Consider the following 20,266-nt stretch of genomic DNA (forward strand, 5'->3'; position numbering starts at 1 on the left):
CTTCGTTTCGAGTGATCGGTCAGTAGTCGACGACATCGCGGATGGCAGCGGCGACGCCGTCGGCCGTCGGGTGGAAATCCAAGCCCGAGGGCGCGTACGGCGCCGGACTGAAACCGGCGCCGAGCCGGCGCACAGGAGCTTTCAGCTCACCGAACAGCTCGTTGGCGATCTGTGCTGCAATTTCGGCACCGGGACCGAGGAATGTATGTGCGTCATGCACGATGAGCGCACGTCCCGTTCGGGAAGTCGATGCCAGAACGGTATCCATGTCGAGGGGCAGGAGGGTGCGGAGATCGAGTATCTCGACCTCGATTCCCTCGCCGGCCAGCACTTCGGCGGCCGCGACAGCGGTGTGCACGGCCGGACCGTAGGTGATCACGGTGACATCACGACCGGCGCGGGTCACGGCGGCTTCACCCAACGGGGTGAAGTATTCACCGACCGGGACTTCGTCCTTCTGGCTGTAGGCCAGGGAAATGTTCTCGATGTAGAGGCACGGGTCGTCGTCGGCGATGCACGATGCCAGCAAACCCTTCGCGTCGATCGGGTTCGACGGCATCACGACCTTGATGCCAGGTGTGTGCATGAACCAGGTTTCGAGCGACTGCGTGTGCTGAGCGCCGAAGCGTTGCTCTCCGACCGTCGTTCGGATCGTCAGCGGAACCGACGAGTGACCACCCGACATGTAGCGAAGTTTCGCGGCGTGGTTGGTGATCTGGTCCAAACAGACCGTCACGAAGTCCATGAACATGATCTCCGCGACAGGCCGCATTCCCGCGAGTGCGGCACCGACCGCGGCGCCTATGATCGCGGTCTCGGATATCGGTGTCGCGCGGACGCGACCCGTGCCGTACTTCGTCGACAGGCCCTTCGTCACCTTGAAGACTCCACCGGCAGGGTCGGCGATGTCCTCTCCCAGGAGGATGACCGAATCATCACGGTCCATCGCAAGGTCGAGCGCGGAGTTCATCGCCACCGCCATGGTCATGCGCTTGGTCGACGAGGTGTCGACCACGGGTTCCACTGTCGCGGTCATGATTTCGGTACCTGCCTTTCGTCTGCGAACACATCTGTGTACCGCTCGCTCGCGTTGGGTTGTGGGGCGCTCTGCGCGAACTCGAAGGCGTCGTCCACTTCCGCCGCCACCTGCTGATCGATGTCGTCGAGTGTCGCCTCGTCCACGATCCCCGCATCCAGCAACCATTTGCGGAAGGCGGGTGCGGGGTCGCGTTCCGTTGCCGCCGCGAGTTGGTCCTTGGGCATGTAGGAATAGTCGGACGATCCGGAATGGCCGGTCAATCGATAGGTCACGACCTCGACGAACGACGGCCCCTCTCCACCACGCGCACGCGCAGTCGCCGCCGAGAGCACCTGAGCCGTTCGCACGGGGTCGAACCCGTCGACCTTGACGGTCGTCATTCCGTAGGCCCGAGCGCGCGACTCGAGGTCGGTGACCGCGGCGTACTCACTGATGGGGGTGTGCTCCGCCCACTGATTGTTCTGGCAGACGAACACGATGGGAAGCTTCCACAGCCCGGCCAGGTTCATCGCCTCGTGCCACGCGCCGATGGACGTCGAACCATCGCCGAATGTGGCAATCACAGCACGCTTCTCCTCGCGTACGGACGCGGCGAGGGCCAATCCGACAGCGATCGGCAGACCGGCTCCGACGACACCGGTGCTGGTGATGAAACCCGCCTCCTGGTCGTGAAGGTGCATCGCACCGCCCTTACCCTTGGACGTGCCTTCGGCCTTGCCGTAGATTTCTGCGATGATTCGGCGCAGAGACGATCTCTTCGCCAGGGCGTCCCCGAGACTGCGATACGTCGAGACGATCTGATCGTCGGGCTGCATCGCTGAACCAAGTGCAGCGCAGGAGCCTTCGAGCCCGCGGACGGGGTAGAACGCCGACTTCAGCCGACCCGCCTTGACCTCGACCACCGCACGCTCTCCGGTGACGGTGATGAGCCGCATCGTCCTGTACATCTCGCGTAAGTCGTCGATCGACAGATTGCCGACGTCGACCTGCTCCGTGGTGGGAGACTGCGTCATGACTCACTTCCCTTCTTCGATCGCGAGCTCAACCGCTCGGGTGTCGCATCGGCCGCGGCACCCGACTTGATGAGGTCGAGCAATCGGAACTTCTGAATCTTGCCGCCCGGGTTGGTCGGCATTCGATCGAGCACGTACCACAGTCTCGGGACCTTGGCACTCGCCAAATGCGCGCGTGCGTAGTCGACCCATTCCTGCGCCTGAGCGGCCTCGACTCCCGGGGCGAGTCGGACGACCGCGGCGACCTGTTCACCCCAGTAGTCATCGGGGACACCGATCACCGCCACCTCGCTGATGTCGGGATGCTTGTCGAGCGTGTCCTCGATCTCGCGGGGGTAAATATTCTCCCCACCCCGAATGATCATGTCCTTCAACCGGCCGACCACCTGGACATAACCTCGATCATCCATGAACCCGAGGTCACCGGTATGCAACCATCCGTCGGAATCGAGCGTCGCATTCGTTTCCTCGGGCATGCCGAAGTATTCCCGCATCGTGGTGTACCCACGGAGACAGAACTGCCCGACTTCACCGCACGGCACGATCTCGGCGGTCACGGGATCGATCACCTTGAGGTCGACCTGTTCGAGAGCCTGCCCCGCACGTCCCGACTTGTCCTCCGCGGAGTCCGAGCGGTGCGCCTGAGCGATGACGCCACTGGCTTCGGTCTGGCCGAAACACGGTACGAACGCGCAACCGAACTCGGCTTCGACGCGGCGGACGATCTCGGGAGACACCGTCGTGGAGCCGGCCATGATGACGTCGACCGACGAGAGATCGCGGCCGGCGAAACTGGGGTGCTCCATCATTGCGAGGACCATCGTCGGAACGAGCGGGACGAATGCCGGCTCCAATTCTTCAATGAGATCCAGCATGCCCGCCGGATCGAATGTGGTGACGATGTGCGCGGCTCGACTCCACATCGAACCGATTGCACCGAACGACGAACCGCCGATGTGGAACATCGGCATGCAGTTGAGCCACACCGACTGCTCGGGCAGTGCCAGCCTGCGTCCGAACAACCGCGAGTTGTTGCACAGCGAGCGGTGCGTCAAGACGACACCCTTCGGTTTCCCGGTAGTGCCCGACGTGTACTGCATCATCAGCGGATCGTCGGGACCCACGTCCGGAAGGTCGCCACGAGTCGTCGGAAACTGCCACAGCTGCGACGACGGGTCCGTCGTCAGCACTTCGCGCAGATGCGGTAGCTGATCCCGGATACCGTCGACGACTCCGACGAGATCGACTCCCCGGTGCTCTCGCGCGACTACGATTCCGGCGGCCTCGGACTGTGCGAGCACGTACTGCAGTTCGGCGGCTGTGTAGGCAGGATTGACCGCCACGATCACCAGGCCCGCCATCGCGGCGCCGAATTGCACCATTTCCCACTCGGGCATGTTCGGGGCCCATACCGCCAACCGCTCCCCCGGCCGGTACCGGGACCCGAGAACCGCAGCGACTCCTTCGGCCACCTCGAGAAACTGACTGTAGGTCCACGTGCGCCTGTGCTCGGCGCCGAGAGTGCCGTCCACGAGTGCAATGCTGTCGGGTACTGCCGCGGCGGCGTCTCGCAGAACCTGGCCGGCGGTCACGTCGAGGATCTCGACCGACGGGTCCCTCTCCCACCAGGAATGAGTGAGACGGGGACGTGCGGGCGCGTTCATGCAGGATTCCTTGTCTCGAGGGGGGATGTCAGGACCCCGAAAGGGTCGTAGTCGTATCCCATGGCGGTGCGGAATGTTCCCCACACCTCGGCGCTGGTCGCATCGAGGACGAAGGCGTCGATCATGGCGTCCATGCAGTTCTCCCCCCGCGCCGCGGTGTCGCGGATGACGCGGAGTGCCTCGTGCAGCGCCGGAACGTTTCGTGTTTCTTTTCGGGCGGTGAACGATGCGATGTGACCGGCGATGTTCTTGGTGTCGAAGGTGAAGCGCGGTGGCCTCGAGCCGCTGTCGTTCGAGAAAGCATTGACGCCCACGACAACTCGACGATGCTCGGCCATTTCTCGCTCGATACGCTCGTTGTTCTCGTCCATCAGGGACTCGAGCCAGCCCGACTCGGCCGCTTCGAGCAGCCCCTTCTGTTCGATCTCCTCGAGCAACTGCAACGCCTCGTTCTCGACTCGGTTGGTCAGATCTTCGACGTACCAGCTACCACCGAGCGGGTCGGCGGTTCGTGCCGCACCGACCTCGTGAGCGAGTATCTGCTGTGTGCGGATCGCGAGTTCCCGCGCTTCGTGCGTCGGGATCGAGATGGGTTCGTCGTAGGTACATGTTTCGACCGACTGCACACCACCGAGGATCGCGGCCAGTGTCTGAATGGTTGCACGCGGTACGTTGTTGTAGGGCTGCTGGAAGGTCAGCGATCGCCCGGACGTGTGGCATGCGATGCGCAACCGAAGGCTGCGAGAATCTTTCGCGCCGAAACGACCAGATAGAGTTCGCGCCCAGATACGCCGCAACGCACGATATTTGGCGACCTCCTCGAAGAGGTCGATGTCGGACGTGGACACCCAGGCCAGGCATGGTGCGACATCGTCGGCAGATACACCTCGCTCGGCCAGATCCGACAGTGTCCGGTTGACGATGGCCATGCCCACCGCGATTTCACCGGCCGGCGTCAGGCCGCGCTCGCGCATGTTGTATGCCTGCGGGAATCCGCAGGCCCACCGCGGGCTGTGCCGTGACACGTATTCGAGACAGTCGACCGTCGCTCGTTGAGCGAGCCGGGCGGGCATGATGCGCTCGCCGTATCCGGTGAGATTGAGTTGCAGGTGATCCGGCATGTGCGAACCCTGCAACTTCTGCAGCGGGATACCTCGACGTCGGGCGTAAGCGGCGAGCATGGGGTACAGCAGTACCGTCATGTGCCACGCGATGTCGGTCTCGGTGACGTCGATGTCCTTCAGGAGCTCCTCGAGATCCGACACGCAGGCAATGGTGCACCCCTCCATCCCCACCTCGAAGCGAAAGGACGGGTGGTCCGGATCGATGGCTTCCTGGCTGAGTGTGTCCACGACGACGTCGATTCCCGGCGATCCCGCTGCTCGCGCCTTCTCTATCCCGTCACGGGTGTCGGCCGGAGTTCCGTAGCCGACGATGTTGCGCAATGTCCACATGCGGCTGCGATACATCGCCGGGTAGGCGCCACGCGCATACGGGAAGGTTCCCGGGTCGCCGAGATCCGATTCGTACTCGTCCGAGGGTTCCGCGGGACCGTAGCTGGCTTCTGTCTCGAGCCCTCCCCACGTCGCCGTGCGGGACAGCTTGACCGATGCTTGGTCGGCGGTGAAATCGTCGGCACCCGTGTCCGTCATGACCGGGAGCTTTCGAGAAACTGGACAATCGCGTCGATCGTCGATCCGGGTCCGAAGATCGCGGCCACACCCAACTCCTTCAGCGCGGTTTCGTCATCCGGATGGATCAACCCGCCGACCATCACCGGAACATCCGCAACATCGACTCGGTCCATCTCTGCCATCAGCGCCGTGATCTGATGAACGTAGGTACTCGTGCTGAAGCTCAGCCCGAGCACGTCGGGGTCTTCTGCGATCACCGCTTGTACGAGACCCGCCGCCGTATTGTGTTCGCCGAGGTAGATGACCTCGACGCCACGATCCCGGAGCAGACGGGCCAAAGTTCGGAGCCCCTTGGAATGCACGTCCACCCCGAGCATGGCCAGCATGCATCGAACGCCGGGGTCGTCCGTGGCTTTCGCACCCACTCGAGTCACTCGCGTGCCTTCCTACGGTTCATGAGCGTTCAAAATTAGTCGCACGATAGACATTACATCGTTCGACTATTGCCTGTCTAGGTCCACCGCTCGGTTGCGCACACCTTAGGATCGGTTCTCACTTTCTGCAGGTCAAGACCGAAAACAATCACACACGGTAGGGCGCGGTCGTCGCGAGCGCACCGCTGCGGGTTCGACGGGTGTTGCAACTTCGATGCCACAAGTACTTTATCTCTAGACAATACAGAGATAGACTTATTTGATGGTAGACGCGCATATTTCGGGGGCTTGCAGCGAGGCAGCTTCGGCCCAGGGTCATGTCGTACGAGTGCTTCCGGTCGACGACGATATAGCGGTGAGGCCCGGCGAGTCCTTGATGGCTGCGGCACAACGCAGCGGGTACAAGTGGCCGACAATCTGCGGGGGCCAGGGAACGTGCCGCACGTGCTATGTCGAGCTTCGCGAAGGCGTCGACCAGTGTGCGCCCATCGGATCCCTCGAACAGGAGGGAATACAGGCACTGAAGAAGCCTGTCGACGGGTGGACCCGGCTTGCGTGTCAGCTGCGTATATCAGGTGACGGCGTGGTCGTCGTGAAGCGCGGTGTGCGCGCGAGGAAGCTCTGATGCCGGCCAGCGAGCGTTCGCTGAGGACGTTCGAATCCGCGGAAATCGACGCAATGGTCGGACGACTCCACTACGGTGACCGACGCAACTTGGCTCGTGTTCTGTCTCTGATCGACGCAGGCTCCACCGAAGCACGTCGACGCGTTGCCGCCGGTGCCTTGCGGCCCGAGGGAGCTGCACATATTCTCGGCGTGACTGGGCCGCCCGGTGCCGGGAAATCGTCGCTCATCGGCACTCTCTGCGCGCGCTTTCGCGAGGTCGGCAAGACGGTGGCCGTACTCGCGATCGATCCGTCGTCCCCGTTCTCCGGTGGGGCGGTGCTGGGCGACAGCTTGCGGATGCAACAGCAGTTCTCCGACCCCGGGGTCTTCATCAGGTCAATGGCGGCACGTAAACAGCTGGGCGGATTGTCTGCTGTTGCGGGACAAGCGATTCACGTTCTGGACGCTGCAGGATTCGATATCGTCGTCATCGAGACCGCCGGCGTCGGCCAGAGCGAGGTCGAAATCGCGACGACGGCGGATACCACCCTGGTCGTGATGGCGCCCGGAATGGGAGACAGCGTTCAAGCGACCAAGGCCGGAATACTCGAGATCGCCGACATCTTCGTCGTCAACAAATCCGACCAGCCCGGCGCCGGGAGGCTGGTCTCCGAACTTCGCTCGATCTCGACGATGGCCGACGACCCAGACGCTTGGGTTACCGGAATCGTCACCACCAACTCGTCCAACGGTGAGGGGTCCGAACGCCTCGCCGCCGACATCGAACGCCATCGCGTTCACCTCGCGCACACCGGTGCGATCGCCGCCCGCCGCACATCGCGGATCGCCGGGACGGTGCGCGAGATAGCACTCGCCGAACTCCGTCGCCGATATTCGAGCGCCTCGACCGAGAGCCAGGCGCTGGCCGAGCTGGCTCGCGCGGTCGCCGAAGGGCGACTCGACCCGTACGCAGCCGCCGACGAGCTCGTCGGGACCAAGATTTCCCCCTACCCGCTCACCGCACTCGAACCAGGACAAGGAACCCGACCATGAAGCAGTGGATCACTGATACCCCCTCGAGCACACGCTTTCCGCTGTACACCCGGGCGAACGCCGACGAGGTGGGGCCCACCCCCTTCCCGCCGCTGACCTGGACACTGGCGTGGGAACAAGGTGCGATTCCCGGCACGGTCGATGCCTGGGTCCACCTCGGAGGGTTCCGCCGTGAAGAGTTTCGCGACCCTGTTGCCGAGGTGTACGGCTGCTGGGGCGGCTACTTCTACAACCAGGTCAGCGTCGGACGAGTGTTCGGCGTCCGAGCACCGGGCGCGCAGCCCGACGACATCGACCGTACCTACTTCGGCTCGGACCCCGATGTGCCCCGGTACGTGGCCGACCCGCGGGACACCGACGACGATCGAACCGAGGCGCTCGCTGCCACCATGAACGCAGCGCTCACCCAGGATCGAATCACGTACGCAGAGGATTTCTCGAATGAGGCACGGGGATGGCGGTCGGCGCGGCCACAGCTCCATGACCTGTCGGACCTCGAACTTCTCGCGCATGCGCGACAGGCGTGTGCCATCTATCTGCGCCGCGCGTGGGACATCTACATACAGGTCACGATCAGCGCGTCGGTCGGGCCCGGTGTCACTCACGCGATCGCTACGGCTCTGGGCCGTCCGGATGCCGCGGTCGCCGCCTTCACGTCACTAGGGGACGTAGAGTCGGCCGAGACGAATCGGCGTGTCTGGGAACTGTCACGGATGGTGTCTCGATCCCCTTCACTCACTGCAGCTTTCGATGCGGGTCCGGCGGATCTGCCCAAGCGCATGGCGACCGACTCCGATCCCGATCTCGATGCGTTCCGAATCTCGTTCGACGATTTCCTGACCGACTACGGTCATCGCAGTCCCAACGAGTACGACCTCGCTTCCCAGTCCTGGGACATGCGGCCGGAAACCGTACTCGAGATGATCGATCGCATCCGCCATCAGGACGACGCGCAATCACCGGAGTCGAGGTCCTCGGGTGGCAGCAGTACGCGTGAGCAGGCGGTTGCCGAGTTGACGCAGCTGGCGGCCTCCGATGCGGACACGGTTGCAACCCTCTCCGCAGCGATCTCGTCCGGTCAGCGCTTCTTCCGGATGCGCGAATCCATCAAGGACGCACTCGTCCGCGCTGTTCACGAAGTGCGTCTCCCGCTCGTCGAGTTGGGCGAGCGCCTGGCGACCCGGCACGCACTGTCTTCGCCTCTCGACATCTTCTACGCACTCGACACCGAGTTGGACCGAATTGTCACCGGCGAAGCGGACCTTTCCGCCGAGTTGCGCTATCGGGTCGCCCAATTCGACGACCTTCGTCGACGCGTACCACCTCCCATCGTCATGAACGGCACACCGATCCCCCCGATCGACACCTGGCCGCTACGAGCCGACGTCTCGACGTCCACCGGTTCGGCACCCGGCACGGTGCTGCCGGGGATCGGAGCGGCTCCCGGTGTCGCCGAGGGCCCAGCGCGTGTCGTCGTCGATCTGGCCGAGGTCGACGATCTCGATCCCGGGGAGATTCTGGTATGCGCGGTCACCGATCCGTCGTGGACACCGCTGTTGATGGTCGCCGGCGCGGTGGTGTGTCAGGTCGGCGCCGAGGGCAGCCACGCCGCGGTGATCAGTCGCGAACTCGGTATTCCGTGCGTCATGTCGGTGCGCAATGTGTTGCAGAAGATCGCTACCGGGCAACAGATTCGAGTCAATGGAGCGACGGGAACGGTCGAGGTTCTGACATAGCCCATCCGCCGATCTCATATTCCCGGCACTGTTCACCCGATGGTCGCTTGACTAATAGTCTAAGAAGCGAGTAATTTTGATCACACGCCCAGCAGCACAAGTACGCCCAGAGGAGAACACGTGACCGCAGTAGCCGGCGCCCCGCGCTCGGAGGGTCCCAGCGCTCAGGACTATCTGGACCGGGACAGCAAGCCCGTCCCCGCATCGTTGCGCTACAACCGCAACGATCAGCTCGATTCCACCGACCTTCCCATCGAGCGCTACATTTCCCCCGAGTTCGCTCGCGTGGAGATGGAGAAGATGTGGTACCGCGTATGGCAGATGGCATGCGTGGAAGGGGACATTCCCGAGGTCGGCGACCATATCGTCTACGAGATCGGTGACCGTTCCTACATCGTCATTCGAACGGAAACCGGCATCCGCGCATACGTCAACGCGTGCCTTCACCGGGCCCGGTTGATCCGCGAGCGCGGGGGCAACGTACCGGAACTTCGTTGCACGTTCCACGGTTTCACCTGGAATCTGGACGGCACGATGAAGACGCTGCCGTGTGCATGGGATTTTCCGCATGTCGACCCGGCAGATCTGACGCTTCCAGAAGCGAAGGTCGACACCTGGCGTGGGTTCGTGTTCATCAATCCCGACCCGGATGCCGAGTCGTTGAGCGATTTCCTGGGCAACTTCGTCGACCAGTGGATTTGGCCCATCGAAACACGATACAAGGCCGTCCACGTGGCGAAAAAGCTGCCTCTCAACTGGAAGGCCGCCCAGGAAGCATTCATGGAGACATACCATGTGATTGCTACGCATCCACAGATTCTCACCTGGACCGGCGATTCGAACTCGCAATACGACGCCACCAGCGACCAGCCGCACTGGAACCGCATGATCAACGTGCAGGGTGTACCCAGTCCGCACGTGGCCGACTTCGTCGACGAGCAGGATGTCCTCGAGTCCTTCTACGCTGCAAGGACGTTCTATTCCGCGGACACCGGCCGTGATCTTCAGTCGGACGGTGATCTACCCGAGATTCCGGAGGGCTCGACCGCCCGTGCGGTCCTCGCGGAGGAGATGCGCAAGCAGCTCACCAAGGTGTCCGGGCGTGACTATTCTCAGTACTCGGACAGCGAATTGCTCGATACCGTTCAGCACACCGTCTTTCCCAATTTTCACCCGTGGGGCGGTTTCAAGAGCAACATCGTCTACCGGTGGCGGCCGAACGGTTTCGATCCGGACTCGTGCATCTTCGAGACGCTCATCATGGCCGACCCTCCTCAGGGACAGCCGGTGCCCCCGTCTGCACCGGTTCGGTGGGTATCCGATGACGAGCAGTTCACCGATGTGGCAGAGCTGGGGCTGCTCGGGCCGGTGTTCGATCAGGATATCGACAACATGGTGTGGGTGCAGCGGGGCATGAAGGCCACGCTGAAGAAGGGGCTCACCCTTGCCCAGTACCAGGAGAGCCGCATTCGTCAGATGCATCAGACGCTGTCCACCTACATCGAGGAATGAGCGAGAGCGTGATCGAAATGAACCAACCGGAGCAGACGCCGACATCGGAACCGAAGAAGGAGAAGAAGCTCGTCGACCCGATGACTCACCAGGTATATACCGCGACCGACGACGGTCTGGTGAAGGTCCACGACCCGGAAACAGGTCGAGAGGGCATCTTCTCCGAATCTGGTGAGTGGCACTCCGGTGAACTGCGTTACGCCAATCGCCAGTTACTGGGCTGGATGGGGCGAATGTCGTCCCGACAGGCCCGCAAGGCCTGACCGATCTCTCTGTGCCAGCTGGATCCTGTGTCCATGGGACGCCGGATCGACTCCGGCGCCCATTGCCGGGAAAGTAGGAATGCCATGAACTCGAGCTCGCCATCTATTCCCGCCGGATGCCCCGCTCACGCATCGTCGGTCGATTCGGCTGTCGCCGAACTGATGACGCTGGATCCGGACCGCGTACGGTGCCCGTATCCGGTGTACGAGCAGTTGCGGCAGGAAGCTCCCGTCTACTGGTCCGAGCGCCTGCAGTCGTACGTCGTCAGCCGCTACGCCGACATCGCAGCGATCCTGACCAAACCGAAGCTGTTCTCCTCGATTCGTCAGAGTGGCCCATCGTCGGTGACCGCGCTCGCGCAGCGCCTCATCGAGGACCCGGACACGCCCGAACTACTGAAGAGACAGGCCGCCCGACGGTTGGAAGTCAGCGGAAAGCCGACGTTGATCAATGCAGACCCGCCGGTGCACGTTCGTCAGCGCAAGTTGGTCAGCCAGGGATTCAGCCCTCGGCGAGTGGCATTGATGGAACCGGAGGTGCGCCAGATCGCGAGCGATCTTTTCGACAAGTTCGAGGCTCGCGGATCGATGGACTTCGTCGCCGACTTCGCACTGCCGCTGCCGATGACGGTCATTGCGAACGTGCTCGGCGTCCCGCCCTCTCGGATGGCGGACTTCAAGCGGTGGTCGGACGCGTTCACACGGGGCGTCGGAGCGTTGGACCTGTCCATCGACCAGATCCAGCAAATCTTCGGCGCGGTGGACGAGTTCTACGACTACTTCACCGAACAGATCGAGGAGCGGCGGACCGAGCCGCGCGACGACCTCCTCACCGACATCGTGGCCGCGCGACTCGATGGCGAACAGCCACTGCTGTTGAACGAGATGCTGCACATGCTGTCGGTGTTCCTCGTCGGTGGCAACGAGACCACGACCAACCTCCTGACGGCGATCACGTTGCGTCTGCTCACGGACGACGAACTGATGACCCGAATTCGTAACGACGCATCGCTGATCCCCAAGCTCGTGGAGGAAGTGGTACGCCTCGAATCCCCGGTACAGGGTTTGTTCCGCACCGCCACCGAGGACACCGAACTGAACGGGACGCCCATTCCCGAGGGGTCGATGCTCTGGATAGTCTTCGCATCCGGCAACCGGGACCCCGAAGCGATCACCACCCCCGACGACATCGAACTCGACGGCCCCAATGGCCTGAACCACCTTGCCTTCGGCAAAGGCGAACACGTCTGCATGGGCGCTTCGGTCGCACGACTCGAAGCGCGCATCGGAATCGAGATGATGCTGGAGCGGTTCCCGAACCTACGACTGGCTTCGGACGAACTGCCTCCGGTCCACAACAGCTTCATTCTGCATGGACTACAGCGACTGGACGTCGTCAACACACCACGATGAGTAAGCGTTGGCTGATCACCGGCAGTGGGCGTGGTCTCGGCCGCGCGTTCGCGGAGGCTGCCCTCGAACGTGGAGACCGCGTGGCCGCTTCCGCGCGCCGGGCGAACGATCTGAAAATGCTGAAGGACAGCCACGGTGATCAGTTCATACCGCTCGAGTTCGATGTAACCGATCGGTGTGCGGTCGGTGCCGGCGTGCGCATCGCCCACGAGCAGCTCGGCGGCATCGACATCGTGGTCAACAACGCCGGATACGGGCATATAGGGGCATTCGAGGAGGTCACCGACGACGAACTGCGGCGTCAGCTCGACGTGAACCTGTTCGGAGCGCTCCGCGTCACCCAGGCTGTGCTTCCGATCATGCGTGACCAAGGATCGGGACACATCATCCAGATTTCGAGCATCGGCGGCGTCGTTTCATTCCCGAACCTCTCGGCCTATCACGCGTCGAAATGGGCACTGGAGGGAATGAGCGAATCGCTCGCGGTCGAGGTACGACCGTTCGGGATCTCGGTCACCCTGGTCGAACCAGGAGCATTCGATACCGACTCCGAAGGGTCCTCCTCGACACGTTCCGAGCCCATCTCCGCCTACGATTCTCTCCGTGCGGCCAGATCCGCACCCTACGGCGGGCAAACTCCGGAAGACCCGCGCCTTGCCGGGCAGGCGATGTTGCGCATCGTCGATTCCGAGAAGCCGCCATTGCGCGTACTGCTCGGGCCGATCGCAACCGATCTTGCGCTGCGCATGCACGCACGCCGATTCACGACCTGGAACGATTGGGTTTCGCTGTCCCGCTTAGAGTTCTGAATTCATTCCCACCACGGCGGCACCCCGTCGTCAGAAAGCGAGTTCCTCATGACACAGCCAGAATTGCCGGTCGCCGTTGTCACCGGCGCCGGGCGTGGGATCGGTGCAGCGATCTCACGACGCCTGGCACGAACCGGATTCGACGTCGTGGCCGTCGACCTCGACGGTGAGTCGGCCTCGCGCATCGCCGACGAGATCGGCGGCAGGTGTGCGGCTCTGGACATCACCGATGCCGAGGCTGTGCGTTCCTTCGCAGCCACGCTCCCCCGCGTCGACGCGCTCGTGAACAATGCCGGAATCTTTCCGCCGGCGGCGATTGCAACAGTCGATCCCGACCAGTTCCGCAAAGTAATGGACGTCAACGTTCTCGGTACGTTGATCATGACGCAAGCAGTGCTGCCGCAATTGACCGAATCGAACCAGGCAGCCATCGTCAACATTGCGTCGATCGCCGCCAAAGTCGTGACACCGGGCACCGCCGCCTACTCTCCGTCGAAAGCAGCGGTCGTGTCCCTGACGAAACTGCTTGCAGTCGAACTCGCAGACAGAGACATTCGCGTGAATGCGGTCGCGCCGGGCGGCGTCGCAACGGAGGCAACCGCATCGTTCAGTGCCGACGCGGACCGCGAAGCGCGATTCAACTCCTTGATTCCTGCCGGGCGCCGCGCCACGCCGGAAGACATCGCGGACACCGTTCCCTTCTTCCTGGGAAGCGATGCGCGCTACGTCACCGGCCAGGTCGTATATGTCGACGGTGGACTGACCGAATCCACCGTCAGCTTCCTGCGTGCCGCCCAAAGCAGTAACTGACACCCTCCTCGCTGATCCGCAGAACGAATTCAGGTGGCTCCCGCAATGCGGGAGCCACCTGAATTCATTCGTTCACAATGATTCTCAGGCAGAGGTAGCTTCGCGATCGGTCGCACGCTCGAGCACCTTGACCACACCTGCCCCGCCGTCGACGAGAATACGGTCTCCTTCGCGCAGGACGCGGGTGCCGTTCCCGGTTCCGATGACGAACGGGATGCCGAGTTCACGCGCGACGACCGCACCGTGGCTCGCGGACGTTCCGATATCGATCACGAGAGCGTCGGCAAGTGCCATCAGCGGCGCCCAGCCAGGATCGGTGAACCGGCAGACGAGAATGTCACCGGGATCGAGGTCGATGTCGTCATCGGCCTCCACGACGATTCGAGCTCGACCCTCCACGATGCCGCCGCCACTCGCTGAGCCGGTCACCTCCAGAATGTCGGCAGAGGACCAGTCGGACTTCGGTGTCAACGTCGGCATTCCCACGAAAGACAGTGGCATTTCCATGTTCTTGTATTCGATCCGAGTCGCCCGTCGTGCACGTACGATCTCACGGGCATTCGGAAGTTCTCCCGCGGCCAATTGCTGACACTCCTCGACCGTCAAGAAGAACGCGTCGTCCGGTTCGTCGAACTGGCCGAGCTGAACCTTCTCGGCACCGAAAGCTTTCACAGCCGCGCGAGCTTCGTCGAGCGCCATCAGATACCCCGCCTTGCCGATCTGCAGAGTGCGGATGGTGTTCTGCATTCGCCTCAAGAGCCACCGGATCGCCGGCCGCTGAAGTGCGGGCGTCCCGGCGAGGAGTCGACGCTCTGCCTCCTTGGCAGCGTCCTGCGCGCGCGCTGCTCGGTCATTGGGCCGTTCCCGCGCCGCCGAAGCGGCGGCCAGATAGCGAATCGGAGTGGGGTCCTCACGCCACGACGTCGTGTACGGATTCCCTTCGTTCGGGCCGTGGTAGCCCCACTTCCGTAGGAACTCGTCCTCGGAGATCTCGTGGTGGCCCAACCGCCACAGTTCGTCGGTCATGGTCGTCTCGAGAACACCACCGACCCCCGCGAGCAGATCGGCAGCGAGAGCCGCGTCGCCCGCCTTCTCCGCCGCAGCAGCGAGTCCACTCTGTCCGCCCTGAAACAGAAACCGCACGACGCAGTGCACCGAGAAAACGTCGACAAAGTCCTGCCGCGCCTCGAGTAGCCGCTCGATCGCGGGACGGTCCTGTGCCGCCAGATCAGGTTCGTACACGACCTTCAGCCACTTCGCATACATCCGGTCGTGGAGCTTGCGGATCCGCTTACCGGTACGCATCGCCGTGCCCGGTGCCTTGGCCAGCACGATCGGTAGCCGACGATTCGAACTTTCGACTTTCTTGGCGTCGGGCCGCACGCTGCCCATGAGGTCACGTTCGAAATCGTCCGGACTGACACCAGGCAGCGACGCCATGGTCTCTTTGATCGCGTCGACATTGAATGCCTGCCGCCCGTAGAAGCACGAGAGGCCGCGGTCGTTCACGTCGGGAGAAACCACGACCGCTTTCTTCGGGATGACCCCGAACGCATACATCGAGTAGAGCCATGACCACTCCGCCGACTCTCCCCAGATGCTCCAGCACATCGGCGACATGACGTCGGGGCACGCTTCACCGAGGTTCGTGCTCGTCCAATACCGATCTGGCTCCGACGTCCCGCGAATCGGGTCGGAAACTGTAGCAGACAACTAAATCGCTCCTCGCTCGCTCGAGCCACTGCGCTCAGCGCAGTCGCCTGATAGTCACTTACGTTTGCTGTGACGGGCAACACATACAGCAAACTCTACTACATGACTATTTGGCAATAGATAGGTGAGCATGCGACGAAAATTGTCTGGCGCCATCCGGACATGATCCACACCTTCCTGCCGGGATCACCGCACGACGCCCGGCAGGAACGCGGAACTCAGTCCCCGATTCGATCCCCCGTCTCCGGGTGGAACAGGTGCACCGCCCCGTCGCGCTTGCGCAATGACACGGTGTCGGCGAGTCTCGCCGGGGTGCGGGTCAGCGATCGGGCGACGAGTTGGGTGCCGTCACCGGCGATGTGGGTGTGCACGTAGGACTCACTGCCGAGTTCTTCGACGAGGTCGACGATCACCTCGATGCCGCCCTCCCCGGTCGTCGACAACTCCAGCTGCTCGGGGCGCACACCGACCGTCACGGTCTCCAGACCGGCGGCGCTCAGTGCCGACAGCTGGTCGCGTTCGAGTGGGAGGGTCGAGTTCCCGAGCCGCACGCCGTCGCTGACGATCGGCATGGTCAGCAGATTCATGGCGGGCGAGCCGATGAATCCGGCCACGAACGCGTTGGTCGGCTTGTCGTACAGCTCGGTGGGTGCCGAGAACTGCTGCAGTTTGCCGTTCTTGAGGACGGCGACCCGGTCACCCATGGTCATGGCCTCGACCTGGTCGTGGGTGACGTAGACGGTGGTGGTGCCGAGCCGCCGTTGTAGCGCCGCGATCTGCGTGCGGGTCTGGACGCGGAGTTTCGCGTCGAGGTTCGACAGCGGCTCGTCCATGCAGAACACCTGCGGCTCGCGCACGATCGCGCGGCCCATCGCCACGCGCTGACGCTGACCGCCGGACAGCTTGCCGGGTTTGCGGTCGAGGTAGTCGGTGAGGTCGAGCAGTTTCGCGGCCTCGGCGACCTTCCGCTTGCGTTCCTCCACACCGACTCCGCGCATTTTCAGCGCGAAACCCATGTTCTCGCCCACAGTCTTGTTCGGGTAGAGGGCGTAGTTCTGGAACACCATCGCGATGTCGCGATCCTTCGACGGCACACCCACCATGTCCTTGCCGTTGATGGTGATGGTGCCCTCGTCGATGTCCTCGAGGCCGGCGAGCATCCGCAGGGCGGTGCTCTTACCGGAACCCGACGGTCCGACGAGGACGATGAACTCGCCGTCCTCGATCTGCAGGTCGAGCGAATCGACCGCCAGCGTGTCGGCGTTCTCGTAGATGCAGGATGCGCCCTTGTACGCGATGTCAGCCATGATTGCTCCTCTGGTGGATGCCGAAGTCGGGGGAAGTGATTGCCGGGGTGATCATTTGATCGCGCCGAAGGACAGGCCGCGGACCAGCTTGTTCTGTGCGACCCAGCCGGCCAGGATGACCGGGAGTGCCGCCAGCGTGGCGGCGGCGGACAGCCGAGCCCAGTACAGCCCCTCACCGGTGATGAATCCGACGAGGAACACCGGAACCGTCTGCGCCTGCACGGCGGTGAGGTTGACCGCGAAGAAGAACTCGTTCCACGAGAAGATCACGCAGATCAACGCGGTAGCAGCGATGCCGGGTGAGACGAGCGGGAGGATCACCTCACGCACCGACGTCCACAGGCTCGCGCCGTCCATGCTCGCGGCCTCGAGCAACTCGCCCGGCACCTCGAGGAAGAACGACCGCATCATCCATACGGCGATGGGGACGTTCATCGCCGTGTACAGGATGACCAGCGCCCAGATGTTGTCGAGCAGACCGATGTCGTTGACGATCACGTACAGCGGGATGATCGCGGCCACGATCGGGAGCATCTTCGTGCTGATGAAGAAGAACAGGGCGTCCTTCGTCTTCCGGACCGGACGCAGCGACAGCGCGAACGCCGCCGGCACACCGAGCACCAACACGAGGATGGTCGACATGGCGGTCGCGAACGCCGAATTCAGCAGCGCCGTGCCGACTCCGCTGTCGAGGACGGCCTTGAACTGGTCGAGAGTCGGGGTGAAGAACAGTTTCGGCGGACTCGTGTAGGCGTCGCCCTCTTGCTTGAACGCGGTGAGCACCATCCAGGCCACCGGGAAGAAGAACCCGAGCGCCACGATCCAGGCCACCACACTCCACGGGCTGAACTTGCGGTGTTTGCGTGCCCGCTTCGTCTCCGGGACGGCGGGGGTGGACTCCACCGGGGCCGCCGCAGTGTCGGTAGTCATCACGCTGCCTCCTCGTTACCGGTAAAGCTCTTGAAGATCAGTCGCAACGCCAGGGTCGCGACGATCATCGTCGCGATCACCACGATGACGCCCATCGCGGCGGCCTGGCCGATGTCGAAACCGAGGAATGCGCGCTGGTAGATGTAGAAGGGAAGGTTGGCACTGGCGGTGCCGGGCCCGCCCTGGGTCATCATGTAGATGGCGTCGAACGTGTTGATCAGGTAGATCGCGCCCAGCACCGCACCGAGTTCGATGAACCGGCGCAGATGCGGAAGCGTCAGTTCCCGGAACATCGCAAACGGCTTGGCGCCGTCCACCCGCGCCGCCTCGAGGATGTCGCGCGGCATCGACTGCAGGCCGGCCAGGATCAGCAGCATCATGAACGGCGTCCACTGCCACACCAGGTTCACCATGACCGCGGGGAGCGGGAACTTGCTGACCCAGTCGACCTGCCCCACCCCGAACGGGGAGAGCACGAAGTTGACGATGCCGAACACCGGGTCGAACATCGTCGTCTTCCAGAGCAGCGCACCGGCGACGGGCGTCACGAGGAACGGGGTGATGAGGAGAGTACGGACGATTCCGCGGCCCAGGAAGGCGCGGTCGAGCAGCAGCGCGAGCAGCAGGCCCAGCACCACCGAGATCAGCACGGTTCCGACGATCAGGATCACGGTGTTGACCGCGACCTCACGGAACTGACTGTCCTTGAACACATCCACGTAGTTCTGCAGTCCGACGAAGGCCTGCGAACCCGGCCGCACCAGGTTCCAGGACTGCGTCGAGTAGTACAGCGTGAACAGGAACGGGATCTGGGTCACCACGATCATGAAGATCAGGGCGGGCAGCAACGGCCCCCGGCGACGCCATCCCTCCGCGCGGGAGACGCTGTCGCCCTTGGCCTCCCGCAGTTGCCGCACCCGGTCGGCAGTGCCGCCCGCGGTGGGTTTCTCGGCGATGGTTGTCATTTTTCCTCCCTGTAGGTCGCGCCGACCACCTCGGCGTACTGCTGAGCCTGGGCGAGCGCCTCGGGCACGGTCTGCTGTCCAGCGATCGCCGCGCTGATCTGCTGGCTGACGCGGGTTCCGAGGTCCTGGAACTCCGGGATCGCCAGGAACTGCACGCCGGTGTACGGAACCGGTTGCACGGTGGGCGCATCCGGGGTCGCGTTCTCGATCGCCTCGAGCGTGAGCGGTCCGTAGGCGGCGGAGGCTTCCTTGTACTCGGGAATCTCATACGTCGACAACCGGCTGCCCGGAGGCACCCGCTCCCAGCCCAGGTCCTCGCCGACCGTGCGTATGTATTGCTTGTCGGTCATCCACGAGATGAACTTCCACGCCGCATCGGGGTTCTCGCTGCTCTCGGGGATTCCGAGCGACCAGCTGTACAGCCAGCCGGAGTTGTCCTTCACCTCGATCGGGGCGGGCGCGTAGCCGATCTTGCCGACCACGGCGCTCGACGTCGGATCCTCCAGCGTGGACACGGCGGACGTCGAGTCGTACCACATGGCGACATGGCCCTGGGACAACTGCGTGGCGCATTCACCGAACCCGCTCGTCGCGGCACCGGGTTCACCGTGCTCGCGCACGAGGTCGACGTAGAACTGCACGGCCCGTTCCACCTCGGGACTGGTGAGCTGGGCGTTCCAGTTCTCGTCGTACCACCGGCCGCCGAATGTGTTGATGACGGTGTCCAGCGGGGCGAGGAGTTCACCCCAGCCCGGCTTGCCGCGGAGGCAGATTCCCGCCATGTCGTCGCTGTCGAGCTGCTTCGCCGCAGCGGCGACCTCGGCCCAGGTCGGCTTCTCCGACAGGGTGATTCCGGCCTGCTCGAACAGGTCCTTGCGGTACATCAGGAACGAGGACTCACCGTAGAACGGCACCGAGTACATGTTCCCCTCGTACGACAGGGACTCCCGCAGGCTCGGAATGAAGTCGGCCTCGTCGTAACCCTCGGTGGCCTGCGCATACTGCGACAAATTCTTCAGCCAGCCGTATTTGGCCCACTGCGGGGTCTCGTAGTTGCTGATCATCACGACGTCGAATTCGCCGCCACCGGTAGCGGTGGACGCGGTGATCTTCGCGCGAGCCTCGTTCTCGGACAACGTGACGAACTTCAGGTCGATGTCCGGGTTCTCCTCCTCGAACTGCGAGGCGAGCTTGCGGGCGTCCTGCATCTGCGAATTGGAGACCATCGCGATGGTGATGGTCTGATCCGACGCTCCCAGCGATCCGGCGCCTGCGCATCCGCTGAGCGTGAGGCAGAGCGCTCCCGCGCCCGCCACCAGCATCGTTGCCGGTTTCCTGTGTATCTTCACCGATCTTCACCTCTCT

The 20,266-nt window shown here is 63.3% G+C and carries 18 protein-coding genes; 8 read left to right on the forward strand and 10 right to left on the reverse strand.

The window, feature by feature from the left end; genetic code table 11:
* Positions 1 to 19: 19 nt before the first annotated feature.
* Genes ACFTWF_RS28775 through ACFTWF_RS28795 form a run of 5 tightly spaced genes read right to left on the reverse strand, consistent with a single transcriptional unit; the run spans position 20 to position 5,784 of the window.
* A complete protein-coding gene (locus ACFTWF_RS28775) occupies positions 20 to 1,036 on the reverse strand; it encodes an alpha-ketoacid dehydrogenase subunit beta (RefSeq protein ID WP_378464532.1) in 1,017 nt (338 codons plus the stop codon).
* Positions 1,033 to 2,052 (reverse strand): thiamine pyrophosphate-dependent dehydrogenase E1 component subunit alpha, encoded by a 1,020-nt coding sequence (locus ACFTWF_RS28780; protein ID WP_378464533.1) that lies wholly within the window; start codon positions 2,050 to 2,052, stop codon positions 1,033 to 1,035. The genes ACFTWF_RS28775 and ACFTWF_RS28780 overlap by 4 nt, the downstream gene beginning before the upstream one ends.
* Positions 2,049 to 3,716, reverse strand: a complete 1,668-nt coding sequence (locus tag ACFTWF_RS28785) for a class I adenylate-forming enzyme family protein (protein WP_378464534.1) — start codon at positions 3,714 to 3,716, stop codon at positions 2,049 to 2,051. Before ACFTWF_RS28785 ends, ACFTWF_RS28780 begins: the two co-directional genes overlap by 4 nt.
* Positions 3,713 to 5,368 (reverse strand): acyl-CoA mutase large subunit family protein, encoded by a 1,656-nt coding sequence (locus tag ACFTWF_RS28790; RefSeq protein ID WP_378464535.1) that lies wholly within the window; start codon positions 5,366 to 5,368, stop codon positions 3,713 to 3,715. The genes ACFTWF_RS28785 and ACFTWF_RS28790 overlap by 4 nt, the downstream gene beginning before the upstream one ends.
* The gene (locus tag ACFTWF_RS28795) at positions 5,365 to 5,784 is read right to left on the reverse strand and encodes a cobalamin B12-binding domain-containing protein (protein WP_378464536.1); all 420 of its coding nucleotides are present in this window, start codon (positions 5,782 to 5,784) and stop codon (positions 5,365 to 5,367) included. Before ACFTWF_RS28795 ends, ACFTWF_RS28790 begins: the two co-directional genes overlap by 4 nt.
* Positions 5,785 to 6,046: 262 nt before the next feature.
* Here ACFTWF_RS28795 and ACFTWF_RS28800 point away from each other — a divergent pair, with 262 nt between their 5' ends.
* The 8 genes from ACFTWF_RS28800 to ACFTWF_RS28835 all read left to right on the forward strand — a co-directional run bounded on the left by ACFTWF_RS28800 (position 6,047) and on the right by ACFTWF_RS28835 (position 13,986).
* Complete coding sequence (locus tag ACFTWF_RS28800) at positions 6,047 to 6,409, forward strand: 2Fe-2S iron-sulfur cluster-binding protein (RefSeq protein ID WP_378464537.1); 363 nt, start codon at positions 6,047 to 6,049, stop codon at positions 6,407 to 6,409.
* Positions 6,409 to 7,443: a methylmalonyl Co-A mutase-associated GTPase MeaB gene (gene meaB / locus ACFTWF_RS28805; protein WP_378464538.1), complete on the forward strand. Its 1,035-nt coding sequence runs from the start codon at positions 6,409 to 6,411 to the stop codon at positions 7,441 to 7,443. Before ACFTWF_RS28800 ends, meaB begins: the two co-directional genes overlap by 1 nt.
* Positions 7,440 to 9,179, forward strand: a complete 1,740-nt coding sequence (locus ACFTWF_RS28810; RefSeq protein WP_378464539.1) for a PEP-utilizing enzyme — start codon at positions 7,440 to 7,442, stop codon at positions 9,177 to 9,179. The genes meaB and ACFTWF_RS28810 overlap by 4 nt, the downstream gene beginning before the upstream one ends.
* A gap of 120 nt (positions 9,180 to 9,299) precedes the next feature.
* Complete coding sequence (locus ACFTWF_RS28815; RefSeq protein WP_378464540.1) at positions 9,300 to 10,691, forward strand: SRPBCC family protein; 1,392 nt, start codon at positions 9,300 to 9,302, stop codon at positions 10,689 to 10,691.
* Positions 10,692 to 10,699: 8 nt separating this feature from the next.
* Positions 10,700 to 10,954, forward strand: a complete 255-nt coding sequence (locus ACFTWF_RS28820; RefSeq protein ID WP_378464541.1) for a hypothetical protein — start codon at positions 10,700 to 10,702, stop codon at positions 10,952 to 10,954.
* A gap of 84 nt (positions 10,955 to 11,038) precedes the next feature.
* Complete coding sequence (locus ACFTWF_RS28825; protein WP_378464542.1) at positions 11,039 to 12,367, forward strand: cytochrome P450; 1,329 nt, start codon at positions 11,039 to 11,041, stop codon at positions 12,365 to 12,367.
* The gene (locus ACFTWF_RS28830; protein ID WP_378464543.1) at positions 12,364 to 13,176 is read left to right on the forward strand and encodes an SDR family NAD(P)-dependent oxidoreductase; all 813 of its coding nucleotides are present in this window, start codon (positions 12,364 to 12,366) and stop codon (positions 13,174 to 13,176) included. The genes ACFTWF_RS28825 and ACFTWF_RS28830 overlap by 4 nt, the downstream gene beginning before the upstream one ends.
* A gap of 48 nt (positions 13,177 to 13,224) precedes the next feature.
* Complete coding sequence (locus tag ACFTWF_RS28835; protein WP_378464544.1) at positions 13,225 to 13,986, forward strand: SDR family NAD(P)-dependent oxidoreductase; 762 nt, start codon at positions 13,225 to 13,227, stop codon at positions 13,984 to 13,986.
* An 84-nt stretch (positions 13,987 to 14,070) separates the two neighbouring features.
* On the opposite strand, the gene ACFTWF_RS28840 is transcribed toward ACFTWF_RS28835, so the two are convergent.
* The 5 genes from ACFTWF_RS28840 to ACFTWF_RS28860 form a co-directional block, all read right to left on the reverse strand.
* The gene (locus ACFTWF_RS28840) at positions 14,071 to 15,699 is read right to left on the reverse strand and encodes a PEP-utilizing enzyme (protein ID WP_378464545.1); all 1,629 of its coding nucleotides are present in this window, start codon (positions 15,697 to 15,699) and stop codon (positions 14,071 to 14,073) included.
* Positions 15,700 to 15,917: 218 nt separating this feature from the next.
* Positions 15,918 to 17,006 (reverse strand): ABC transporter ATP-binding protein, encoded by a 1,089-nt coding sequence (locus ACFTWF_RS28845; RefSeq protein WP_378464546.1) that lies wholly within the window; start codon positions 17,004 to 17,006, stop codon positions 15,918 to 15,920.
* A gap of 51 nt (positions 17,007 to 17,057) precedes the next feature.
* Positions 17,058 to 17,936, reverse strand: coding sequence for a carbohydrate ABC transporter permease (locus tag ACFTWF_RS28850; RefSeq protein ID WP_185726001.1), 879 nt, complete (start codon positions 17,934 to 17,936; stop codon positions 17,058 to 17,060).
* Positions 17,936 to 18,901 (reverse strand): carbohydrate ABC transporter permease, encoded by a 966-nt coding sequence (locus ACFTWF_RS28855; RefSeq protein WP_378464547.1) that lies wholly within the window; start codon positions 18,899 to 18,901, stop codon positions 17,936 to 17,938. Before ACFTWF_RS28855 ends, ACFTWF_RS28850 begins: the two co-directional genes overlap by 1 nt.
* Complete coding sequence (locus ACFTWF_RS28860; RefSeq protein ID WP_378464673.1) at positions 18,898 to 20,223, reverse strand: ABC transporter substrate-binding protein; 1,326 nt, start codon at positions 20,221 to 20,223, stop codon at positions 18,898 to 18,900. The genes ACFTWF_RS28855 and ACFTWF_RS28860 overlap by 4 nt, the downstream gene beginning before the upstream one ends.
* Positions 20,224 to 20,266: the final 43 nt, after the last annotated feature.

It is taken from the genome of Rhodococcus sp. NPDC056960 (genome assembly GCF_042674125.1).
Classification (GTDB): Bacteria; Actinomycetota; Actinomycetes; order Mycobacteriales; family Mycobacteriaceae; genus Rhodococcus_F.